The sequence below is a fragment of the Arcicella sp. GW822-FHT02H01 genome (assembly GCF_058802005.1).
This window is the reverse complement of sequence record NZ_JBXANT010000001.1, coordinates 483,649-502,351: the sequence shown is the minus strand read 5'-3', so window position 1 is coordinate 502,351 and position 18,703 is coordinate 483,649. Positions and strand designations below refer to the sequence as shown.

Sequence of the window (18,703 nt, the reverse complement as noted above, 5' to 3'; positions counted from 1 at the left end):
TTTTGTTTGCTTATTTCAGTAACCCGAGCAAATATTTTCCATACCCACTTTTTACCAGCGGTTCCGCTATTTTCTTGAGTTGCACCTCATCAATGAATCCCATTCTGTAGGCTACCTCTTCGATACAACCTACTTTTAGTCCTTGTCGCTCTTCAATGACTTGAACAAACTGTCCCGCTTGCATCAGTGATACAAATGTGCCTGTATCCAGCCATGCAGTCCCTCTGTTCAACACACCAACTTTCAGTTTCCCTTGCTTCAAGTATTCTTTGTTGACATCCGTTATCTCATATTCCCCTCTTGGTGAAGGAGCAATATTCTTAGCAATCTCTACCACTGAATTGTCATAGAAATACAAACCTGGTACCGCATAATTTGATTTTGGTACCACTGGCTTCTCTTCAATAGAAAGCACATTGAAATCATCATCAAACTCTACTACCCCATATCTCTCTGGGTCATGTACCTGATAAGCATATACTACTCCACCTTCGGGGTCATTGTTGGCTTGTAATAACTTACTCAAACCACTACCATAGAAAATATTATCACCTAATACCAAGGCTACTTTATCATCACCAATAAACTCTTCTCCAATCACAAAAGCCTGTGCTAGTCCATTAGGAAGGGGTTGTTCTGCATATTCAAATCTACAACCTATCTGTGAGCCATCTCCTAACAATTTCTTGAAATGGGGTAAATCATGGGGGGTAGAAATAATCAATATTTCTTTGATGCCCGCCAACATCAAAATAGAAAGCGGGTAATAAATCATCGGTTTATCGTAAACAGGCATTAACTGCTTACTAACGGCTAGGGTAAGAGGGTGCAAACGTGTACCAGAACCGCCTGCCAAAATAATTCCTTTCATATCTTTCTTATAGCTTTAGGCTGTAGGCGATAGGCTACAGGCAATGGTATCATCATAAAATACTTATTGCTTATAGCCTATTGCTTAAAGCAATTTAAGAGTACATTTTTTTATAATATTCTTGATAATTCCCCGAGGTAACATTATCAAGCCATTCTTGGTTATCCAAGAACCATGTTACGGTTTTATCAAGTCCTTCTTCAAATTGTAAAGAGGGTTCCCAACCCAGTTCTTTCATGATTTTGGTAGCATCGATGGCATATCTTAAATCATGACCTGCACGGTCGGTTACATAAGTAATTAGTTTTTCTGAAGTACCTTCTGGTCTGCCTAGTTTGCTATCCATGGTTTTACAAACCAACTTTACGATGTCGATATTCTTCCATTCGTTAAAACCTCCAATATTATAGGTTTCACCTAGTACTCCATTATGGAAAACAGTATCGATAGCTCTTGCATGATCCACCACAAACAACCAGTCTCTTACATTCTCACCTTTACCATAAACTGGCAATGGTTTATTGTTCAAGATGTTGTGAATCATGAGGGGTAATAGTTTCTCAGGAAAATGGTTTGGTCCATAGTTGTTAGAGCAATTGGTGATGACTACTGGTAATTTATAGGTATTACCATAAGCTCTTACAAAGTGGTCAGAAGAAGCCTTTGAAGCTGAATAAGGTGAACGTGGGTCATAAGGAGTGGTTTCTGTAAAGAAGTCTTCTGGATTATGTAATTCTCCATACACTTCATCGGTAGAAACATGATAAAAACGTTTTCCTTCGTATCCAGTTGCTTTCCAAGCGTTTTTAGCAGCATTCAATAAGTTGCAAGTACCCACTACATTGGTCATTACAAAAGCCATTGGTTCTGCAATAGACCTATCCACATGTGATTCTGCCGCTAAGTGAATCACTCCATCAAATTGATATTTGTCAAAGAGTTGATTGATAAAGTCTGCATCAACAATGTCTCCTTTTTCAAAGATATAATTAGGTTTGTCTTCTATATCTTTCAAATTCTCAAGGTTGCCAGCATAAGTCAATTTGTCAAGGTTGACAATGGTATAATCAGCATAGTTATTAACAAATAACCGAACCACATGAGAACCAATAAACCCTGCCCCACCTGTTATTAAAAGCGTTTTTTTCATAAACAAATATTTTCGTTGGTAGTCGTTGATTTACTGTTATTTTTCAATTAACTTTTTCTGCCAATTCCAAGCATCGCCTAAAGCATCAGTTAATGTTTTTTCAGTTTTCCAACCCAATATTTCATTAGATTTTGTACAATCTGCATACACAGCTACAACATCTCCTTCGCGTCTAGGTTTGATACTATAATCTACCTTTAAACCAGTAGCTGCTTCGAAGGCATTAATTACATCTAACACAGAGCTACCCGTTCCAGTACCGATGTTAAAGAAATCGTAATATTGTCCGTCAGGTTGTTTCAATAAAAGATTTAAGGCTGATACGTGAGCTTTGGCAAGGTCAACTACGTGAATATAATCACGCACAGCCGTTCCATCAGCAGTAGGATAGTCATCACCAAAAACAGCTAAGGCACCTCTTAAGCCTGCCACACTTTGTGTTAAAAATGGAACAAGGTTAGCTGGTACGCCTAATGGTAATTCTCCAATAAGTACCGAATCATGCGCACCAATAGGATTGAAATATCTTAATGAAATAGCATGAAAGCCTGCTGAGCTATTTACGGTATCACGAATGATTTCTTCGCACACTTGTTTGGTATTTCCATAAGGAGAAGCCGCAGGTTGAACAGCCGAACTTTCAGTTACTGGTAAAGTATCTGGCTGACCATAAACCGTACAAGAAGACGAAAATACTAGGTTATTAACGCCATATTCTTCCATTTTCTGAAGCATCAACACCGTAGCTGAAATGTTATTGCTATAATATTTCAGTGGTTTTGCTACAGATTCGCCAACAGCTTTAAAAGCGGCAAAGTGAATAATTCCATCAATTTTTTGTTCAGAAAATAACTTATCCCAAGTAGCAGCTTGACCAATATCACCTTCATAAAAAGTAACAGATTTGCCAATAATTGTTTCTATCCCTGTGATAGCTTCTTTTTCAGAATTAGAAAAGTTGTCAACTAATACTGTTTCAAAACCTGCGTTGTGGAGTTCAACGACTGTGTGAGACCCGATAAAGCCTGCGCCACCTGTTACTAAAATTTTCATATTTTAAGCGAATCCAGAAAAAGGAAGAGTTAAGTCAAATTATTATTATCCTGCTTAAATATTGAGCAATGATGAATAATAATTATGAGGTTGTAAAAAAACAAATTTAGCATAAACCCTTACTAAAACAAAAAATATATAATTGCTTTTTCAATAAGAATTAGCAAGAAAAAAGAACCTTATAATCAAATTTGTACTTTTGAATAAGAAATGTTATTTTTAGGTGATTTAAACGTGACAATATGAAGCAATCAGAAATTAAGGCTTTAGTATCCTTATTAGAAGACGATGATAGCGAGGTGTTGAACCTTGTAGAAAATAAGATTAGGTCATTAGGAGGTACCGTAATTCCATTTTTGGAAGATCGTTGGGAAGAATCTTCTTTGAGCCCATTAACACAGAAAAAAATAGAAGACCTTATTCATGATTTACAGTATGAAGCCTTTTTTTCAAGGTTGGTTACTTGGAAGGAAAACGGGGCTGAAGATTTGCTAGAAGGAATGTGGGCTATTGCTACTTATCAATATCCTGAACTATCCATCGAAAAGCTTCAGCAAGAATTAGAGCAAATATATTATGAGGTTTGGATGGAGTTCAGGGATAATATGCACCCGATGGACCAAATCAAAACGTTAAACTCTGTGATTTTTGGAAAGATGAAATTTGGAGCCAATACCAAACATTTTCATTCAGCTTCGAACTCCATGCTGAATGTGGTGATGGAAAATAAAAAGGGCAATCCTATTTCGTTGTGTGTTATTTATCTATTGGTAGCACGAAAATTGAAATTGCCTATTTGGGGAGTAAATCTTCCTAATTTGTTTATACTTACTTATAAGTCAGAACAAATGCAGTTTTATATTAATGTATTCAACAGAGGTTTGGTGTTTAGTAAAGTAGATATCGATAATTATATCTCTCAGCTAAACATAGCTTCTAATGATATTTTTTATCAACCCTGTAGCAACCTAGACATTATCAGAAGAGTATTAAGAAACTTAACATTAGCTTTTGAGAAAGTAGGGGATGATGACAAAGTACAAGAAATAGAAAAAGCACTTAAAGAAATGATGAAATAAAGAAGTAGGTTATTCCCCACAACCATAAAATTGTGGGGAACAACTTTATTTAAGTTACTGTCAGGACATAATCATCAAAATAAATCACTAAAAGTTCATGTTCTGTTTTTAGTTTTCCTTCAATAAATATTTCACCTGTCAATTTGCTAGGCTTATCTTCAAAGGGTTCAATATAAATATTATCTTTAAGCGACAGGTTTTTTTTGCCATACCATTTATACAAACTTTCCTTAGCACACCAATAAATACAAAGTTTTAGCAAATCTTCGCCAGCATGATTAAGTTCGGATGCTCGAAGGAATTTATGCGAAACTCTACTTAATTTATCAGATACTTTTTCAATGTCGATACCAACTTCTTCATCCAAACTGATGATTACAGCGGCATACTCATTTGTATGTGATAATGAAATGTATGCAGCATGATTATTAATCAAATAAGGGTTTTTGTATGAGTCCTTAGCGATGCCTTCATACGTAATTCCGAACAAAGACAAAGTATGTTTCGCACAGGTTCTACTAGCAAGCCATTCTAATTGTTTAGCAGGATGGGTTACATCAGAGATATCAATTAAATCATTTTCTTTTATTTCTAAGTACTCTAAATAAAAAGAAGGCGACTCCTCAATTTTCCAAAGAGTCAAAATACTTTTTTCAGAAATTTCTTTACAAAAAATTATTGCCATTTAACTATCCTGTAATTCAAAGCAATACAAGCCTAAATAGCCTCTATCCATCTTTGATTGTTGTCATTAGACACAAAATAAACTATTTTTGCTTAAATAAAGATTTAAAATTTTAATCCCTACTTATGCAAGTTGATAAAATAGATACATTTTCTGGTCATCGTGACTGTGTTTATGCGCTTGAAGGTAGTAAAGATTCTTCTCAGTTTTTTTCTGCTGGTGGAGATGGGCTTGTTGTTAAATGGAATTTAAAAACCCCAGACTTAGGAGAGCTAATAGCCCAAGTACCTGCTTCTGTTTATGCTATTTGCTTAGATAAGCAAAGGAATCAGCTATGGGTGGGGCAAAACTTTGATGGAATTCATTTAATAGATGTTGTGTTGAAACAAGAAATTAAATCTTTGAAAATTACGTCTGCGTCTATCTTTGACATTAAAATTCATGAAAATATCGCTTTAATAGGGCTTTCTGATGGAATTATTGTTGTCATGGATGTTGAAACTTTTAGTGTAAAAAGACATTTAAAAGCATCAGATAAAAGCGTGCGGAGCATTGCAATTAATGAATTAACAAAAGAATTTGCTGTAGGATACAGTGATTTTTCTGTAAAAATCTTTGATTTGCAGGATTTTTCATTGAAATTAGTGATTGGTGAACATACAAATTCAATATTTTCCGTTTGTTATTCACCAGACAAAAAGTATTTGCTTACAACAGGAAGAGACGCACATTTGAAAGTCTGGGATGTAACCCAAAAATATCAATTGAAACAAAGTATAGTGGCTCATCTTTTTGCAATAAACCATATTACTTATCATCCTAGCAGAGATTTGTTTGCAACGTGTAGCATGGATAAATCTATTAAAATTTGGGATGCTAAAACATTTAAGTTGTTGAAAGTAATTGATAAAGCCAGACACGCAGGGCATGGGACATCGGTCAATAAACTTTTTTGGAGTACCTACGAGCACCAATTAGTTTCAGCCTCCGATGATAAAAAAATATCTGTTTGGAGCCTGACAAACTAAGACAGAAATTTTGTGTTAAAACTTTTATTTAGAGGTTACCTTGTTTTAACCTACTTAAACAATCCAAAAAAATGAGAATTACTCCCCTTGAAATAAGAAAACATACTTTTGATAGAAGCTTTAGAGGTTTTGATACTGAATCTGTAGAAGCTTTTTTACTTTCACTTTCCCAAGAATGGGAACGTGTAGGTGAAGATATGCGCCAAACAAAACAAAAACTTGAAGTAGCTGAGCGCGAAATCATCCGAATGCAAGAGATTGAAAGTAGTCTCTTCAAAACATTAAAAGCTGCCGAAGAAGCTCAAGACCAAATAAGTTTGAAAGCTCAAACGGAAATAGATCAATTAAAAGAAAATGCTAAGATTGAGGTAGATGAAATTTTAAATGAAGCGCGTAAGAGTGCTAAAATGATTATTTCAGATGCTGAAAATAAAGCAAAGTTTTTGGTTGAAGAAGCTGTAAATGATTTGAAGAATTATGAGCGCGACTTCAAGACAATGGAAAAATATAAAGAATCGTTAGTGGAAGAACTGAAACAGTTTGCTAATGATACTTTAGAGAAAGTAGCGAAATTTGAAGATAACCTAAGTTCTAGGACTAATGTTCAAAAAATAGAGAATGTAACAGAGGCAATTTTCCCAGAACCTGTTGCAAAGGCAGAAGTAGCGATTCCTGTCAAAGAAACGCCTTTGTTTCCAAAGGAGGAAACGCCAGAAAATGACACAAGAATTGATTTTGAACCTGCCAATGATTTTGATGATGAAAACGAAGAATTGCCAGAAGTAAGCAAAATAGTAGAGAAAAAGGATAATACTGTTTTTAATGCTAAAGCTGATGAACTGGTTAAAGAAATGAAGACGATAAAGGTAAAACCTAAAAAGCCTGGTAAGGATGATGGTCTGCCGACAGTATCGTCAGTAATGGAAGAATTCGGTAAAGATAATGCAAGTGGCATTTCAAATGGGGGAGGCTCCTTTTTTGATGATTTATAGGTGATTAAATTTTTAAAGGATACTTTCATTAATATTCAGAAATATAAAACACAATGGGAATAATTGCCCTTGAAGGCATAGAGTTTTTTGCATATCATGGTTTTTATGCAGAAGAACAAAAAATTGGAAATCGTTATCAAATAGATATTGCTATTACAACTGATTTTTCGGAAGCAGCAGAAAATGATAAACTTAGTGACACTGTAAATTATGGAGATGTTTATGAAATAATTTCAGGTGTAATGAAGATAAAAGCAAAATTACTAGAGCATATAGCCCAACTAATCATCAAAAGTGTTCGTAATCGTTATCCCACTATAGAATTAATTGAAGTTTCAGTATCGAAGTTTAATCCGCCTATTGGAGGTGTTTGTACAAGAGCAAAAGTAACTCTGAAAGGATAAAATAAATTATGGCACATCAAGTAACGATTAAAGATTTAGCTCGCCATCTGAATGTTTCTGTGGCAACAATTTCTCGTGCTTTGCGTGATATGCCTGAAATAAAACCAGAAACACGACAGGCTGTTTTACAACTTGCGAAGGAATGGGACTATCAGCCTAATATTCTAGCCACCAGTTTGGTGAAAAGTAGGACAAAGACCATTGGAGTAATTGTGCCAGATTTAGCCTATCATTTTTTTGCATCGGTCATCAAAGGAATTGAAGCAGAGGCTATTGCCCGTGGTTATAGTTTGTTACTTACCCAGACTAGTGAGCTGTATGAACGAGAATTGATAAACGTTCAAAATTTATCAAGGGGACAGGTAGAGGGGTTTATTATTTCGCTTTCTCAGGAAACCGTTGATTTAGATCATCTAAAGCGACTTCAAAGAAAAGGCATTCCTTTAGTATTTTTTGATAGAGATGCACAAGAGTTGGATGTATCAAAAGTAATGGTAGATAATGTTGGTGCTGCTTATGAAGCCACTAAACATTTAATTGATAATGGTTGTGAAAGAATTGCCTTTTTGGCTGGCCCACAGAGTGTTACAGTAAGTAATCAGAGACTTGAGGGATATGAGAATGCTTTAAAAGATCATGGGTTTCAGATTGATACTTCTTTAATAGTACACGGTGAATATGCTTTGTCTAAAGCAGTAGAAGTGACACATCATCTAATGAATCTTGAAAACAGACCAGACGGATTTATCGTAGTAAGTGACCGACTAGCAGTAGGAGCCATTTCTGCCTTGAAATCAAGGAATATAAAAATTCCTGAAGAAGTAGCTGTAGTAAGTTTTAATGATGAACCAATTTGTACGATAATAACTCCCACATTGTCAAGTGTTGCACAGCCGACAATGGATATCGGTAAAAATGCCACAGCATTACTGATTGATCAAATAGAAGATAGGCTGGGAACTTTCAAACCAGATATTCAAATTCTGAAAACTCAATTAGTTGTGAGAGAGTCATCTCAGCGATTGAAAAGGGACTAAAATTAAACAAAATATAAAGCCTGAAGTAAAATCAACATTTACTTCAGGCTTTATATTTTATAACAATGTTGCGTCTAAAGTAATTGTTGCATTAAATAGTTTAGATATTGGGCAATTTTCTTTAGCATGATTCACTAATTCTTCAAATTTCTCCTGCGTTAAATCAGTAGCCTTCACCGAAGTTGTTAATTTGATTTCATTAATAGCACCATTTTCTAAAATCACTTGCGATGTAGTATCAATACTATCTGCAATAAAACCAGCACCTTGTAAATTAAAAGCTAATTGCATTGAAAAACATCCAGCATGAGCAGCCGCTACTAACTCTTCAGGGTTTGTGCCAATGCCATCTTCAAAACGAGTATTGAAAGAATACTGTGTGTTACTCAAAACACCACTTTGACTTGTTAATGAGCCTTTACCATCTTTTCCTGCGCCAATCCACTGGGCAGTCGCACTTCTTTTAATTTGCATGACTTTTTTTTATTTAAGTTTATGAGACAAAATTTATTGAATACTCTTTCCGAAATTAATTTTCATAACTAATACCAAGCGTTTCTAAGTCATCTTCTGCCAATTCAGATGGCTCAATATAAATATTTAATACTTTAGTATTATCGTTTCTTTTCCATTCCTCAGCAGCATCATCCAAGACAGTGAGGATAATTTCTCGTATTTCTTCGTTTTCTTCCGATAAGAAATCGTCATAATTTTTAAATACAATGCGAATATCATTCTGGTCTAACCAATCTAAATCGTTTATTAGCTCATCGAATGAATCCATATTATGATTAAAATAATCGGGGAAGTGCAAAGCCTTTACGAGCGTTTGATAAAAAACTTCAACAGTTTCTACTTTTTCGCCATCAATGATGGCTACCAAGATGTTATCGTGAGATTTTAGCGTCGAATCTTCACCTAGGATATAATAATTTGCCATTGTCTTATTTAATTTCAACAAATGATTGATAATGATTTTTGGTAAAATAGGCTTTTCCATCTGAACCAGTTACTAGTCTTTCAGCCCCTCTGTTTTTACCTTGAATTTTTGGATAAATATCCCATTCTCTGTAATCAATTTTCTGACCCTTCTTATCTTTTTTAGGTAATAGCCCTTCATAATTTCCAAATTTTCTGCCTCCAACGTATCCATCGAATGTTTCACCATTTTCACGAATTGACTTTAATACTTTTATTGCATTCTGAGGGATTTCTTTAGTACTAGCCGTGGGAAGCTGGGCATTTTGAATAGATAATTCATAATAATAACTATTTTCACTCGTTTCAAAAGTAGTAAATACATTATTAAAATTTGCTTTTTCAAAGGTTAAGCCGAATGTCGAAGAACAAGTAATGAAGTAAAAAAAGACTAACTTTAGGATACAGTGTAATATATTTTTCATAGTTGAGAATAGTTTGGGTAAAACTACAAAAGAAGTTTTGAATTTTGTTTATCAACAAATTTTTTAATAAAAAAATCATGCTAAATACTCCTGAGAAGTAAATTTTAGGAAATAAATTTATAGGAAATTATAATTAAATCAAATTTTGATAATCTTCTAATTAAAGCTTGTATTCTCGTTCCTCTCAAATTTGCAAAACCATTAAAATTTCACGAAATTTGTATAAAATGGCATTTTAAGGGTACTTAAAATTATCTCTCTTGATTTATCAGTCAAAAAATCAAAAAAGGTGCTTAGTCCCTTCAACCAAACCTTATTTATATGTCAGAACAACATAGTAATATTATTTCGATTAACATTGAGGACGAAATGCGTGGAGCATACATTGACTATTCAATGTCTGTGATTGTATCTCGTGCCTTACCCGACGTTCGGGATGGATTAAAACCTGTTCACCGCCGAGTACTTTTTGGAATGGATGAATTAGGTGTGAATTACAACAAAGCTTATAAAAAATCAGCCCGTATCGTTGGTGAAGTAATGGGTAAGTTTCACCCTCATGGTGACTCTTCTGTATACGACACCATGGTTAGGATGGCTCAGGAATGGTCTTTGAGATATCCATTAGTAGATGGGCAAGGTAACTTTGGTTCAGTAGATGGCGATTCACCAGCGGCGATGCGTTATACAGAAGCCCGACTAAAGAGAATTGCTGAAGAACTTTTAGGAGACCTTAACAAAGATACAGTCGATTTCCAAAATAACTTTGACGACTCTTTACAAGAACCAACCGTTCTTCCTTCAAAAATTCCTAACCTTTTATTAAATGGTACTTCTGGTATTGCAGTAGGGATGGCCACCAACATGGCACCTCACAATTTAACAGAAGTTGTAGAAGGAATTATTGCCTATATTGATGATCGTGAGATTACCGTTGAAGGCTTGATGCAATATATCAAGGCACCAGATTTCCCTACCGGCGGAACAATTTATGGTGTTTCTGGCATCAAAAATGCCTTTGCTACTGGTCGTGGTCGTATAGTGGTTCGTGGAAACGCTACTTTTGAAACGAGTAAAACAGGTAAAGAGCAAATCATTATCTCTGAAATTCCTTACATGGTCAACAAAGCATCATTGATTAAACAATGTGCTGACTTAGTAAACGATAAAAAAATTGAAGGTATTTCAGAAATCAGAGATGAGTCTGACCGTGATGGTATGCGTATCGTTTTTGATTTAAAACGTGATGCCGTTCCTAATGTAATTCTGAATAATCTTTATAAGCAAACTGCCCTACAATCTTCATTCTCTGTTAATAATGTTTGTTTAGTAAAAGGTCGTCCTTATACGCTGACTTTAAAAGACTTAATTCATTATTTTGTTGAGCATAGGAATGAAGTAGTTGTTCGTCGTACTCAATATGATTTACGTGAAGCACAGAAAAGAGCGCACATTTTAGAAGGTTTCATTATTGCGCTTGATAATTTGGATGCTGTTATCAAATTGATTCGTGAATCTCGTGACCCACATACCGCTCAAGTTGGTTTGATGGAAAGCTTCAGTCTTTCTGAGATTCAGTCTAAAGCTATTCTTGAAATGCGTCTTCAACGCCTTACAGGTATGGAGCGTGATAAGATTTTGGCTGAATACGAAGAGATTAAGCGTTTGATGGAAGATTTACAAGATATTTTGGATAGACCTGAGCGTCAGCTACAAATTATCAAAGATGAATTACATGAAATCAAAGAACGTTATGGAGATGCGCGTCGTACGCAAATCAATATGACAGACGATGAGTTCTCTATCGAAGATATGATTGCTGATGAAGAAATGTTGATTACCGTTTCTAATCAAGGTTATATCAAACGTACACCAATCAGCGAGTATAAAGCTCAAGGAAGGGGAGGAGTAGGTTCGCGTGCGGTAGCTACCAAAGATAGCGATTATACTGAACATCTATTTACTGCAACGATGCACAACTGGTTGTTATTCTTTACTGAAAGTGGTAAGTGTTTCTGGCTAAGGGTTTATGCTGTACCAGAAGGACAAAAAACTGCCAAAGGAAGACCAGTTCAAAACTTAATGAACATTGAAAGCGGTGATTCAATCAGAGCCGTAATCAATGTAAAATCACTTACTGACCCAGACTACATTAACAATAACTTTATTGTAATGTGTACTGAAGATGGTACGATTAAGAAAACTACTTTAGAGGCTTACTCTCGTCCACGTCAAAATGGTATCATCGCTATCACTATCAGAGAAAACGATAGGTTGTTAGATGTATCTTTGACCAACGGAAATAATCATATCATCATCGCTACTAATACAGGTCGCTCGGTTCGTTTTGAAGAATCTCGTGTTCGCCCGATGGGTCGTTCAGCTGCTGGTGTAAAAGGTATTTGGCTTGACGAAGAAAAACAAGACGAAAAAGCAATCGGAATGGTTTGTATCGAAGACCCAGAAACACAGCAATTATTAGTAGTTTCTGAAAAAGGTTTCGGTAAACGTTCAGATGTAGAAGATTACCGTTTGACAAACCGTGGCGGAAAAGGAGTGAAGGCACTTAATTTAACTGATAAAACAGGTAACTTGGTGGCTATCAAAGAAGTAACAGATAATAATGATTTAATGATTATTACAAAATCTGGTATTTTGATTCGTATCGCTGTGGCTGATTTACGTGTAATGGGTCGTAACACACAAGGCGTTAAACTTATTCGTTTAAAGAATGAGTCAGACGAAATTTCGTCGGTAACTAAAATTGTGAAAGATCCTGAAGATGTAATTGCAGATATCACTCCAGAAGGAGAGGTAGATTTACCAACAATTGAATCTGAAGGAGAAGTAACTCCAGAATAGCTATTTAATAAGAGTATCCTTGGTAAAATCGCATTTTAGTGCGATTTTACTTTTTCAATAATTCAATTATAGAAACCATTTCCAAACAGAACAATGAAAAAAATCACACTTGCTCTTTTCGCAATACTGATGACAGCAGGAGCAGCCTCTGCTCAAATGGACAAAATGATGATTGAGGCGAATCGTAAAACTTTTTCTGAGGCAGTAAAAAAAGCTGATGCTGCGGTTACTAAAAAAGACTCTTTAAAAGCTAAAACTTGGTTAACTCGTGGAGAAGCCTATTTAGACCTTGCGAATTCTCAGGACTCAGTGTTGACAAAAGCAGAACCTTTAGCAGCTTATAAAGCAGTTGAGTATTTCAAAAAAGCTATTGCATTAGATGCTAAAGACGGAGCGGTAGCTGTTTCAGCTAAAAAATACCTTTTAGTAACGCTCAATAAAGAGGGAAAACCAGAAATTGAAGGACAAAAAACATTTAGTGCCTTCATGAACGGAGGGATTGCTAAATATCAAAGTAAGGATTTTGCAGGTGCTGTAAAAGACCTACAAATGGCTTCTGTAATTAGTCCAAAAGATACTACAGCTGCGATGTATACAGGTGTAATTGGTCAAATGGCTAAAGACGAAACAGCAGCTAAAGGTGGATTTGAAAAGTTTTTAGACCTAGGAGGGAAGGACCCAGCGATGATTTATGCTTTGGCTCAAATCTATAGAAATGAGAAAAATGAAGACAAAGCGATTGCTACCTTAGAAAAAGGAATTGCTCTTCATCCAACCAATAAAGATTTAAAGGCTGAAAAAATCAACTTATTATTAGCATTTAAAAAGATTGATTTAGCTATCAAAGAACTTGAAACATCAGTTTCAAAAGGTACAAGTAACCCTCAGGAAGTATTGAATTTGGGTATTTTATATGAAAATAAAGCATCAGAGTTTATTCCAGAAATTCGTGCATTAAAAGAAACTTTATCTGATAATAACGTAGATGCTTTAAAGAAGAAAATCCAAGTTCAGAAAGATAAAGTAGCGGCTTATGATGAAGAAATCAAGCGTTTGACTGATAAAATCAAGAAAGACCCAAAGACAGCAGCAGCTTCTAAAAAACAAATTGTTCAAGTAAAAGAAATGCAAAATGAACAAAAAGCTGAGTTGACTAAGTTGAACGAAGATGCAGCTAAACAAGCAGCTAGTGGTGTTAATGTTGAAGAAACTAGCAAGAAACTAGCTGAATTAGAAGCAAAACAAAAAGCAGCCAAAGATTTAGCATTGACTTATTATAAGAAATCATTAGAGTTAGATCCTAACAATTATGATGTTAACTTTAACTTAGGAGTAATGAGCTTCAACGAAGCTGTTGAAATTAAGAAAAAAGTTGATTTGTTAGATATGGCTGCTTACAAAACAGAAGGTAAGAAAATCGAAGAATTAGCTGAGAAGAAATTCAGAGAAGCTTTACCATATTTTGAAAAAGCATATTCTATCAAACAAGAAGAAGATTTGAAATCAAGTTTGAGAAGTTTATATCAAATCTTGAAAATGGAAGATAAATTGAAAGCATTAGGTGAATAATTAATATTCATGCTAGTCATAAAAAAAGACCTCAAATATTGAGGTCTTTTTTTATGACTAGGCTATTCAAGAAGTTTTTCAATAATAAGCGATTTATATGATAGGAAATAGCAAACTGGTACAATGTTTAGCTATTAAATGTTTTATTTAACATAATGTAAATTATATAACAATTAAATTTATTTTTTTGAACCTGCTAATACCGATTATATATCCCCACTTAGAAGAGAGTGGTTTGCTGTAATAGATTGATATATAATGTATTATAAAACAAGATTGAAGTGAAAATAATTTAATGAAGTGGCTGAGAATCCGATGAAATATTTTATCAATGATTCTGCCTTGATTATTTAATTCTGAGGCGATTGATTTTCAAGGCAGAATCATTAAAATTATAATGTTAGAATACTTTTTAAATCAGCAGGTGAATATTTTACAGATTTAAGTACTTTATTGTCGGAAGTTCTATAAACTAAAAATTTATCTTCATCTTTTAAAATCTCGGCCACTGTACCATCTTTTTGAAAATAGAATTTTACAGTATCTTCAGCCTCTTCATAAGTACTACAAGCTTTAGACATGTTTGATCTTTGTACTTCATTAAAAAGGTCAACGAATTTTTCACCAAGACCAAATTCAAGTACAGCTCCAGAAAGAACATATTGAATATCGCACAAAGCATCTGCTACTTCAACAAGGTCATTTGCTTCAATAGCTTCTTGTAGTTCTCTCAATTCTTCAGCAATAAGACTTACTCTTAATTTACATCGTTCTAATGAAGGTATCTGTGGTGTATCAAGAATTGGTGCTTTGAATGTGCGATGAAATTCAGCAACTTGGTTAAGAGAATCTATGCTTTGCATGGTTTTGTATATAATGTTTTAAGTAAAAATTTAATCAAAATTAGTAAGAATAGCACTAAGATTATACATCAATAAATGGATTTGATTTTTAAAATATTGCTATTATTGCTAATCAAATTATAAGTATCTAATTATCAGTAAGTTATATATTCACGTGGAACACTTTAGTTAACTAATTGACAGTCAGACAGATAGTTGTTCGATTGTGTGAAACGTTACATTACATACTACCCCCAAAAGTAGGTATTTAAAGAGATAAATACGATGATATAATAGGAAGTACCTAGCATAAATAGGTAGTTATCAATACTTAATAGAGTCGGATGGATAACAAAAAAATACTAGATGTTGTATTTAATATTTCAATATTATTAAATATAGATATATATAAAATATCAATTTAATTTTTTTGAAATAGATTTTTTCGCTCACTTTTACCCTCTCTTAAAATCAAAATCTCAAATTTTGATTTTAAGAGCCAATATCTTTTTCGTTCAAACAACATCCTGTTTAATCATTTTTTTTGATAAGAAGAGCCCTTTAAATAGGCATTATATACCTCCTTTTCTATTCAATTCCTCTTCCTTTCTCGGGAAAGTTTCCTCCTACTCCACCCATAACTGCATAAGGGATATATTAAAAAAGTACAAGTTTTATCAAACAGGTTTACTTTCCATAAAGGTACCATCCGTGTAAAATATAACAATCCTTTCTATCTGCTTACCAGATGGAGCGGGTGCTTCAACCACTTCCGGACGCTCTGTTTTACGCCTCTGTAAGGCATTTACAGACGATTGTACATATAATTGCTCAGGACTACTATTTTTAACCGATTCTTGAGGCTTTATATCTCTATTCTGAGTAGGCCTAATTGGTTGAGTACTAATTACTTGTTTATGAGGTTGAGGGATATTCTGACTAAGTGAATCGCTATCAAAAAGAAGCCAATCTCTATCTATATCAGGAAATACCTTTAATATCCTTTGAACAATGTCTAAACTAGGCTTATTTCTCCCAGATAAAATGTGTGAGATACTACTTCGCTGTATACCAATGGCATCAGCAAAATAACTTGGTGATAGCCCTTTATCTACTATTATCTGTTCTATTTTTTTGTTTAAATCCATGTTACAAATGTTTAATACATATTTACAATATTAATTTAATAATGTAAATATGATAATTGATTGTGTAAATTACAAATGTAATTGAATATAAATGTTAACTTATTCTTGTTTATTTATGTAAATTCCATCTTCTTTGATGATAATTTGCATGTCTTTATATAATCCTCCTATTGCTTTCTTAAAATCCTTCTTTGACATTTGTAAATTGCTGTAAATGACCTCTGCACTTGTCTTATCATTGTATGGAAGGAATCCATTGTTGTTATTTAATAGAGATAATATAGTGAGTTTAGTATTGTCAATTCGTTCAAATCCGATTCTTTCCAATGTTAAATCGATTTTACCGTCCTCTCTTATTTTCTTAATGTATCCAATTGTAAACTCTCCAAGATTCACAGATTTGAATACTTCGTTTTTGTAAATTATACCTATTTTACATTTGTTAATCAATGCTTTTATGCCTAAATCTGTGTATTCGTATGGTAGCAATTCCACCTGTTGTTTTTCAACAAACTCCTCTACATCATTTGGTAGAAACTTATCGATCTTAGCAGAAGCCACGATTCTTTGTGTTTCTTCGTCTACATAAATATAAACTAAATAACTCCTCCCTACGGCCATTTTAGATTGTTGTTCACCGAAAGGAACCAGTAAGTCTTTCATCAATCCCCAGTCTAAAAAGACCCCTAATTTACTCACATCTTTCACCTTTAAATAGGCAAACTCCCCCACTGTAGCATAAGGTTTCAAAGTAGTGGCAATAAGCCTATCTTCAGAATCTCTGTAGATGAATACATCTAAGAATTGTCCTATTTGAGTCCCTTCAGGAACATAGACTCTAGGAATCAAAATTTCTTCTCCTTCAAAGCCATCTAAATACAACCCAAAGTCTAGTTCCTTAATAACTTCTAGTCTATTGTATTTACCTAATTGTAAAGGATGTGTCTCATTTATCATTTTATATATTATTTAGAATGAACATTCAGTTGAAATGTATATGTATTGGCCGAATTTAAGATGAAAATCAATCAAATAGTACATAGACCTTATTTTTAAGTTAATAGCAAGAAAAAAAGTCGTGATTTTCACGACTTTTTTTCTTGAATGGATACAACCCTTAAACAACTACATTATTTTCTCTTAGCGCTTGATTTAAGGAGGTTTTGAGGTCTGTACTTTCCTTACGCTTACCAATGATTAAAGCACAAGGAACATTATATTCACCCGCAGCAAATTTCTTGGTTAAACTTCCAGGAATAACAACACTATTTTCAGGAACGAAACCTATGTATTCTACAGGTTCAGTACCTGTCACATCTATTATTTTAGAACTTCCAGTGATAGTAACACCTGCTCCTAATACTGCACGTTTACCAATTCTTGCTCCTTCAACAACAATACAACGTGAGCCAATGAAAGCACCATCTTCAATAATCACTGGCGAAGCTTGTGGTGGCTCTAAAACGCCGCCAATTCCAACACCACCACTCAAGTGAACATCTTTACCGATTTGAGCACAACTACCCACTGTAGCCCAAGTATCAACCATTGTTCCCGAATCTACATAAGCACCAATGTTTACGTATGATGGCATCATGATTACACCTTTTGCTAAATAAGCTCCATATCTTGCTACCGCAGGTGGCACAACGCGTACGCCCAAATTAGCATAATTATTCTTTAGTTTCATTTTATCATGAAATTCAAAAATACCTACTTCTTGCACTTCCATTTGGCGAATAGGAAAATACATTACGATTGCTTTTTTAACCCATTCATTGACCGTCCAAGAGCCATCATCATTTGGATGTGCCGTTCTAAGCTCGCCCTTATCTACTTTTTCAACTACTGCTTCAATAGCTTTTTTTGTTTCATCGGATGAACGTAAAGTTGGATTCTCCCAAGCGTTTTCAATAATTTGTTTTAAATTTTCCATTTAAATATTTTGGATATTGTTGCTTTTATTTAATCTACAAAGATAATCTGTTTTGAACATACTTAATGAAATTATATTAAGAGAATCGTCTGAGAGAATATTATAGCATTAAGTTATTAGACATTATCATCACTAACGCTCTCCTATTTTACGTTAAAAACTATTAGTTTACTTTAAATGATTTAAATACTTGATTTTAAGTATATTGCAAATAGTATTTTTATGTAAATATTAGTGAAACAAAATATTGTTTGGTTGATTATTTTAATGATAGTATGTCAATTTGACAGTTTATAGCTAGAGATAATTGAATACAGGATTTTCCTAAGTTTATTTCTCTCTCAGATTGACTTCATTTGAACAGCCTCTTTTTAATATATAAGCTAGTATGAGAATCGTTTTAGCATATTCTTAAAGAGAAGAACAACAAATCTTTATTTAAACAATTCTTATTGAGCTTAAGGTAACAAATACCCCCTTCCCTATTATCTTCTTAACGTCGTCACATTGCGCTGTATATTATTTACGTAGAGGTTATATTATGCCCTAGTATGTAGATATTAAGTAGTTTAAATGCAGATTCTTCATTAGAATTACGAGCTATTAGATGTATAAAAGTGTAATATTTAAATTAGCAAATAAAG

The 18,703-nt window shown here is 34.0% G+C and carries 18 protein-coding genes; 7 read left to right on the top strand and 11 right to left on the bottom strand.

What is annotated here, in order from left to right; genetic code table 11:
- Nucleotides 1-10: 10 nt before the first annotated feature.
- The 3 genes from rfbA to galE form a co-directional block, all read right to left on the bottom strand.
- Complete coding sequence (gene rfbA, locus AC1RNE_RS02205) at nucleotides 11-871, bottom strand: glucose-1-phosphate thymidylyltransferase RfbA (RefSeq protein WP_492799416.1); 861 nt, start codon at nucleotides 869-871, stop codon at nucleotides 11-13.
- A gap of 94 nt (nucleotides 872-965) precedes the next feature.
- A complete protein-coding gene (rfbB, locus tag AC1RNE_RS02200) occupies nucleotides 966-2,021 on the bottom strand; it encodes a dTDP-glucose 4,6-dehydratase (protein WP_492799415.1) in 1,056 nt (351 codons plus the stop codon).
- Between the two features lie 36 nt (nucleotides 2,022-2,057).
- On the bottom strand, nucleotides 2,058-3,074 hold the full coding sequence (gene galE / locus AC1RNE_RS02195; RefSeq protein ID WP_492799414.1) for a UDP-glucose 4-epimerase GalE: 1,017 nt from the start codon (nucleotides 3,072-3,074) through the stop codon (nucleotides 2,058-2,060).
- A gap of 242 nt (nucleotides 3,075-3,316) precedes the next feature.
- Between galE and AC1RNE_RS02190 the strand changes: the two genes are divergently transcribed.
- On the top strand, nucleotides 3,317-4,153 hold the full coding sequence (locus tag AC1RNE_RS02190; RefSeq protein WP_492799413.1) for a transglutaminase-like domain-containing protein: 837 nt from the start codon (nucleotides 3,317-3,319) through the stop codon (nucleotides 4,151-4,153).
- Between the two features lie 49 nt (nucleotides 4,154-4,202).
- Here the strand turns inward: AC1RNE_RS02190 and AC1RNE_RS02185 are convergent, their stop codons facing one another.
- Nucleotides 4,203-4,838: a 4'-phosphopantetheinyl transferase family protein gene (locus AC1RNE_RS02185; protein WP_492799412.1), complete on the bottom strand. Its 636-nt coding sequence runs from the start codon at nucleotides 4,836-4,838 to the stop codon at nucleotides 4,203-4,205.
- Between the two features lie 125 nt (nucleotides 4,839-4,963).
- Between AC1RNE_RS02185 and AC1RNE_RS02180 the strand changes: the two genes are divergently transcribed.
- The 4 genes from AC1RNE_RS02180 to AC1RNE_RS02165 all read left to right on the top strand — a co-directional run bounded on the left by AC1RNE_RS02180 (nucleotide 4,964) and on the right by AC1RNE_RS02165 (nucleotide 8,299).
- Nucleotides 4,964-5,866 carry a WD40 repeat domain-containing protein gene (locus AC1RNE_RS02180; RefSeq protein ID WP_492799411.1) on the top strand — a complete coding sequence of 301 codons (903 nt, stop codon included), beginning with the start codon at nucleotides 4,964-4,966 and terminating at the stop codon, nucleotides 5,864-5,866.
- A gap of 71 nt (nucleotides 5,867-5,937) precedes the next feature.
- Nucleotides 5,938-6,858 carry a DivIVA domain-containing protein gene (locus AC1RNE_RS02175; protein ID WP_492799410.1) on the top strand — a complete coding sequence of 307 codons (921 nt, stop codon included), beginning with the start codon at nucleotides 5,938-5,940 and terminating at the stop codon, nucleotides 6,856-6,858.
- 53 nt (nucleotides 6,859-6,911) lie between these two features.
- A complete protein-coding gene (gene folB, locus AC1RNE_RS02170) occupies nucleotides 6,912-7,262 on the top strand; it encodes a dihydroneopterin aldolase (protein ID WP_309916389.1) in 351 nt (116 codons plus the stop codon).
- 8 nt (nucleotides 7,263-7,270) lie between these two features.
- Nucleotides 7,271-8,299 carry a LacI family DNA-binding transcriptional regulator gene (locus AC1RNE_RS02165; protein WP_492799409.1) on the top strand — a complete coding sequence of 343 codons (1,029 nt, stop codon included), beginning with the start codon at nucleotides 7,271-7,273 and terminating at the stop codon, nucleotides 8,297-8,299.
- Between the two features lie 57 nt (nucleotides 8,300-8,356).
- Here the strand turns inward: AC1RNE_RS02165 and AC1RNE_RS02160 are convergent, their stop codons facing one another.
- From AC1RNE_RS02160 to AC1RNE_RS02150, 3 genes are read right to left on the bottom strand one after another with little or no spacing between them, the layout of a single operon-like run.
- Entirely contained in the window at nucleotides 8,357-8,773 is a 417-nt protein-coding gene (locus tag AC1RNE_RS02160; RefSeq protein WP_492799408.1) for an OsmC family protein, read from the bottom strand.
- A gap of 55 nt (nucleotides 8,774-8,828) precedes the next feature.
- Entirely contained in the window at nucleotides 8,829-9,239 is a 411-nt protein-coding gene (locus AC1RNE_RS02155) for a barstar family protein (RefSeq protein WP_492799407.1), read from the bottom strand.
- Nucleotides 9,240-9,243: 4 nt separating this feature from the next.
- Complete coding sequence (locus AC1RNE_RS02150; protein ID WP_492799406.1) at nucleotides 9,244-9,702, bottom strand: guanyl-specific ribonuclease; 459 nt, start codon at nucleotides 9,700-9,702, stop codon at nucleotides 9,244-9,246.
- A 321-nt stretch (nucleotides 9,703-10,023) separates the two neighbouring features.
- Here AC1RNE_RS02150 and gyrA point away from each other — a divergent pair, with 321 nt between their 5' ends.
- Both gyrA and AC1RNE_RS02140 read left to right on the top strand, forming a co-directional pair.
- Complete coding sequence (gene gyrA / locus AC1RNE_RS02145) at nucleotides 10,024-12,564, top strand: DNA gyrase subunit A (RefSeq protein ID WP_492799405.1); 2,541 nt, start codon at nucleotides 10,024-10,026, stop codon at nucleotides 12,562-12,564.
- 93 nt (nucleotides 12,565-12,657) lie between these two features.
- Nucleotides 12,658-14,133, top strand: a complete 1,476-nt coding sequence (locus AC1RNE_RS02140) for a tetratricopeptide repeat protein (protein ID WP_492799404.1) — start codon at nucleotides 12,658-12,660, stop codon at nucleotides 14,131-14,133.
- 392 nt (nucleotides 14,134-14,525) lie between these two features.
- Here AC1RNE_RS02140 and AC1RNE_RS02135 read toward each other — a convergent pair whose 3' ends face one another.
- From AC1RNE_RS02135 to AC1RNE_RS02120, 4 genes are all read right to left on the bottom strand, one after another.
- Nucleotides 14,526-14,996: a pyrophosphohydrolase domain-containing protein gene (locus AC1RNE_RS02135; RefSeq protein WP_492799403.1), complete on the bottom strand. Its 471-nt coding sequence runs from the start codon at nucleotides 14,994-14,996 to the stop codon at nucleotides 14,526-14,528.
- Between the two features lie 656 nt (nucleotides 14,997-15,652).
- A complete protein-coding gene (locus tag AC1RNE_RS02130; protein ID WP_492799402.1) occupies nucleotides 15,653-16,123 on the bottom strand; it encodes a helix-turn-helix domain-containing protein in 471 nt (156 codons plus the stop codon).
- 99 nt (nucleotides 16,124-16,222) lie between these two features.
- A complete protein-coding gene (locus AC1RNE_RS02125; protein WP_492799401.1) occupies nucleotides 16,223-17,080 on the bottom strand; it encodes a CvfB family protein in 858 nt (285 codons plus the stop codon).
- 160 nt (nucleotides 17,081-17,240) lie between these two features.
- Nucleotides 17,241-18,059, bottom strand: coding sequence for a 2,3,4,5-tetrahydropyridine-2,6-dicarboxylate N-succinyltransferase (locus AC1RNE_RS02120; RefSeq protein ID WP_492799400.1), 819 nt, complete (start codon nucleotides 18,057-18,059; stop codon nucleotides 17,241-17,243).
- Nucleotides 18,060-18,703 lie beyond the last annotated feature (644 nt).

What these genes read in the sequence shown, in the direction of transcription:
- rfbA (WP_492799416.1), bottom strand. Translation starts at nt 871, where the DNA reads ATGAAAGGAATTATTTTGGCAGGCGGTTCTGGTACACGTTTGCACCCT.
- rfbB (WP_492799415.1), bottom strand. Translation starts at nt 2,021, where the DNA reads ATGAAAAAAACGCTTTTAATAACAGGTGGGGCAGGGTTTATTGGTTCT.
- galE (WP_492799414.1), bottom strand. Translation starts at nt 3,074, where the DNA reads ATGAAAATTTTAGTAACAGGTGGCGCAGGCTTTATCGGGTCTCACACA.
- AC1RNE_RS02190 (WP_492799413.1), top strand. Translation starts at nt 3,317, where the DNA reads ATGAAGCAATCAGAAATTAAGGCTTTAGTATCCTTATTAGAAGACGAT.
- AC1RNE_RS02185 (WP_492799412.1), bottom strand. Translation starts at nt 4,838, where the DNA reads ATGGCAATAATTTTTTGTAAAGAAATTTCTGAAAAAAGTATTTTGACT.
- AC1RNE_RS02180 (WP_492799411.1), top strand. Translation starts at nt 4,964, where the DNA reads ATGCAAGTTGATAAAATAGATACATTTTCTGGTCATCGTGACTGTGTT.
- AC1RNE_RS02175 (WP_492799410.1), top strand. Translation starts at nt 5,938, where the DNA reads ATGAGAATTACTCCCCTTGAAATAAGAAAACATACTTTTGATAGAAGC.
- folB (WP_309916389.1), top strand. Translation starts at nt 6,912, where the DNA reads ATGGGAATAATTGCCCTTGAAGGCATAGAGTTTTTTGCATATCATGGT.
- AC1RNE_RS02165 (WP_492799409.1), top strand. Translation starts at nt 7,271, where the DNA reads ATGGCACATCAAGTAACGATTAAAGATTTAGCTCGCCATCTGAATGTT.
- AC1RNE_RS02160 (WP_492799408.1), bottom strand. Translation starts at nt 8,773, where the DNA reads ATGCAAATTAAAAGAAGTGCGACTGCCCAGTGGATTGGCGCAGGAAAA.
- AC1RNE_RS02155 (WP_492799407.1), bottom strand. Translation starts at nt 9,239, where the DNA reads ATGGCAAATTATTATATCCTAGGTGAAGATTCGACGCTAAAATCTCAC.
- AC1RNE_RS02150 (WP_492799406.1), bottom strand. Translation starts at nt 9,702, where the DNA reads ATGAAAAATATATTACACTGTATCCTAAAGTTAGTCTTTTTTTACTTC.
- gyrA (WP_492799405.1), top strand. Translation starts at nt 10,024, where the DNA reads ATGTCAGAACAACATAGTAATATTATTTCGATTAACATTGAGGACGAA.
- AC1RNE_RS02140 (WP_492799404.1), top strand. Translation starts at nt 12,658, where the DNA reads ATGAAAAAAATCACACTTGCTCTTTTCGCAATACTGATGACAGCAGGA.
- AC1RNE_RS02135 (WP_492799403.1), bottom strand. Translation starts at nt 14,996, where the DNA reads ATGCAAAGCATAGATTCTCTTAACCAAGTTGCTGAATTTCATCGCACA.
- AC1RNE_RS02130 (WP_492799402.1), bottom strand. Translation starts at nt 16,123, where the DNA reads ATGGATTTAAACAAAAAAATAGAACAGATAATAGTAGATAAAGGGCTA.
- AC1RNE_RS02125 (WP_492799401.1), bottom strand. Translation starts at nt 17,080, where the DNA reads ATGATAAATGAGACACATCCTTTACAATTAGGTAAATACAATAGACTA.
- AC1RNE_RS02120 (WP_492799400.1), bottom strand. Translation starts at nt 18,059, where the DNA reads ATGGAAAATTTAAAACAAATTATTGAAAACGCTTGGGAGAATCCAACT.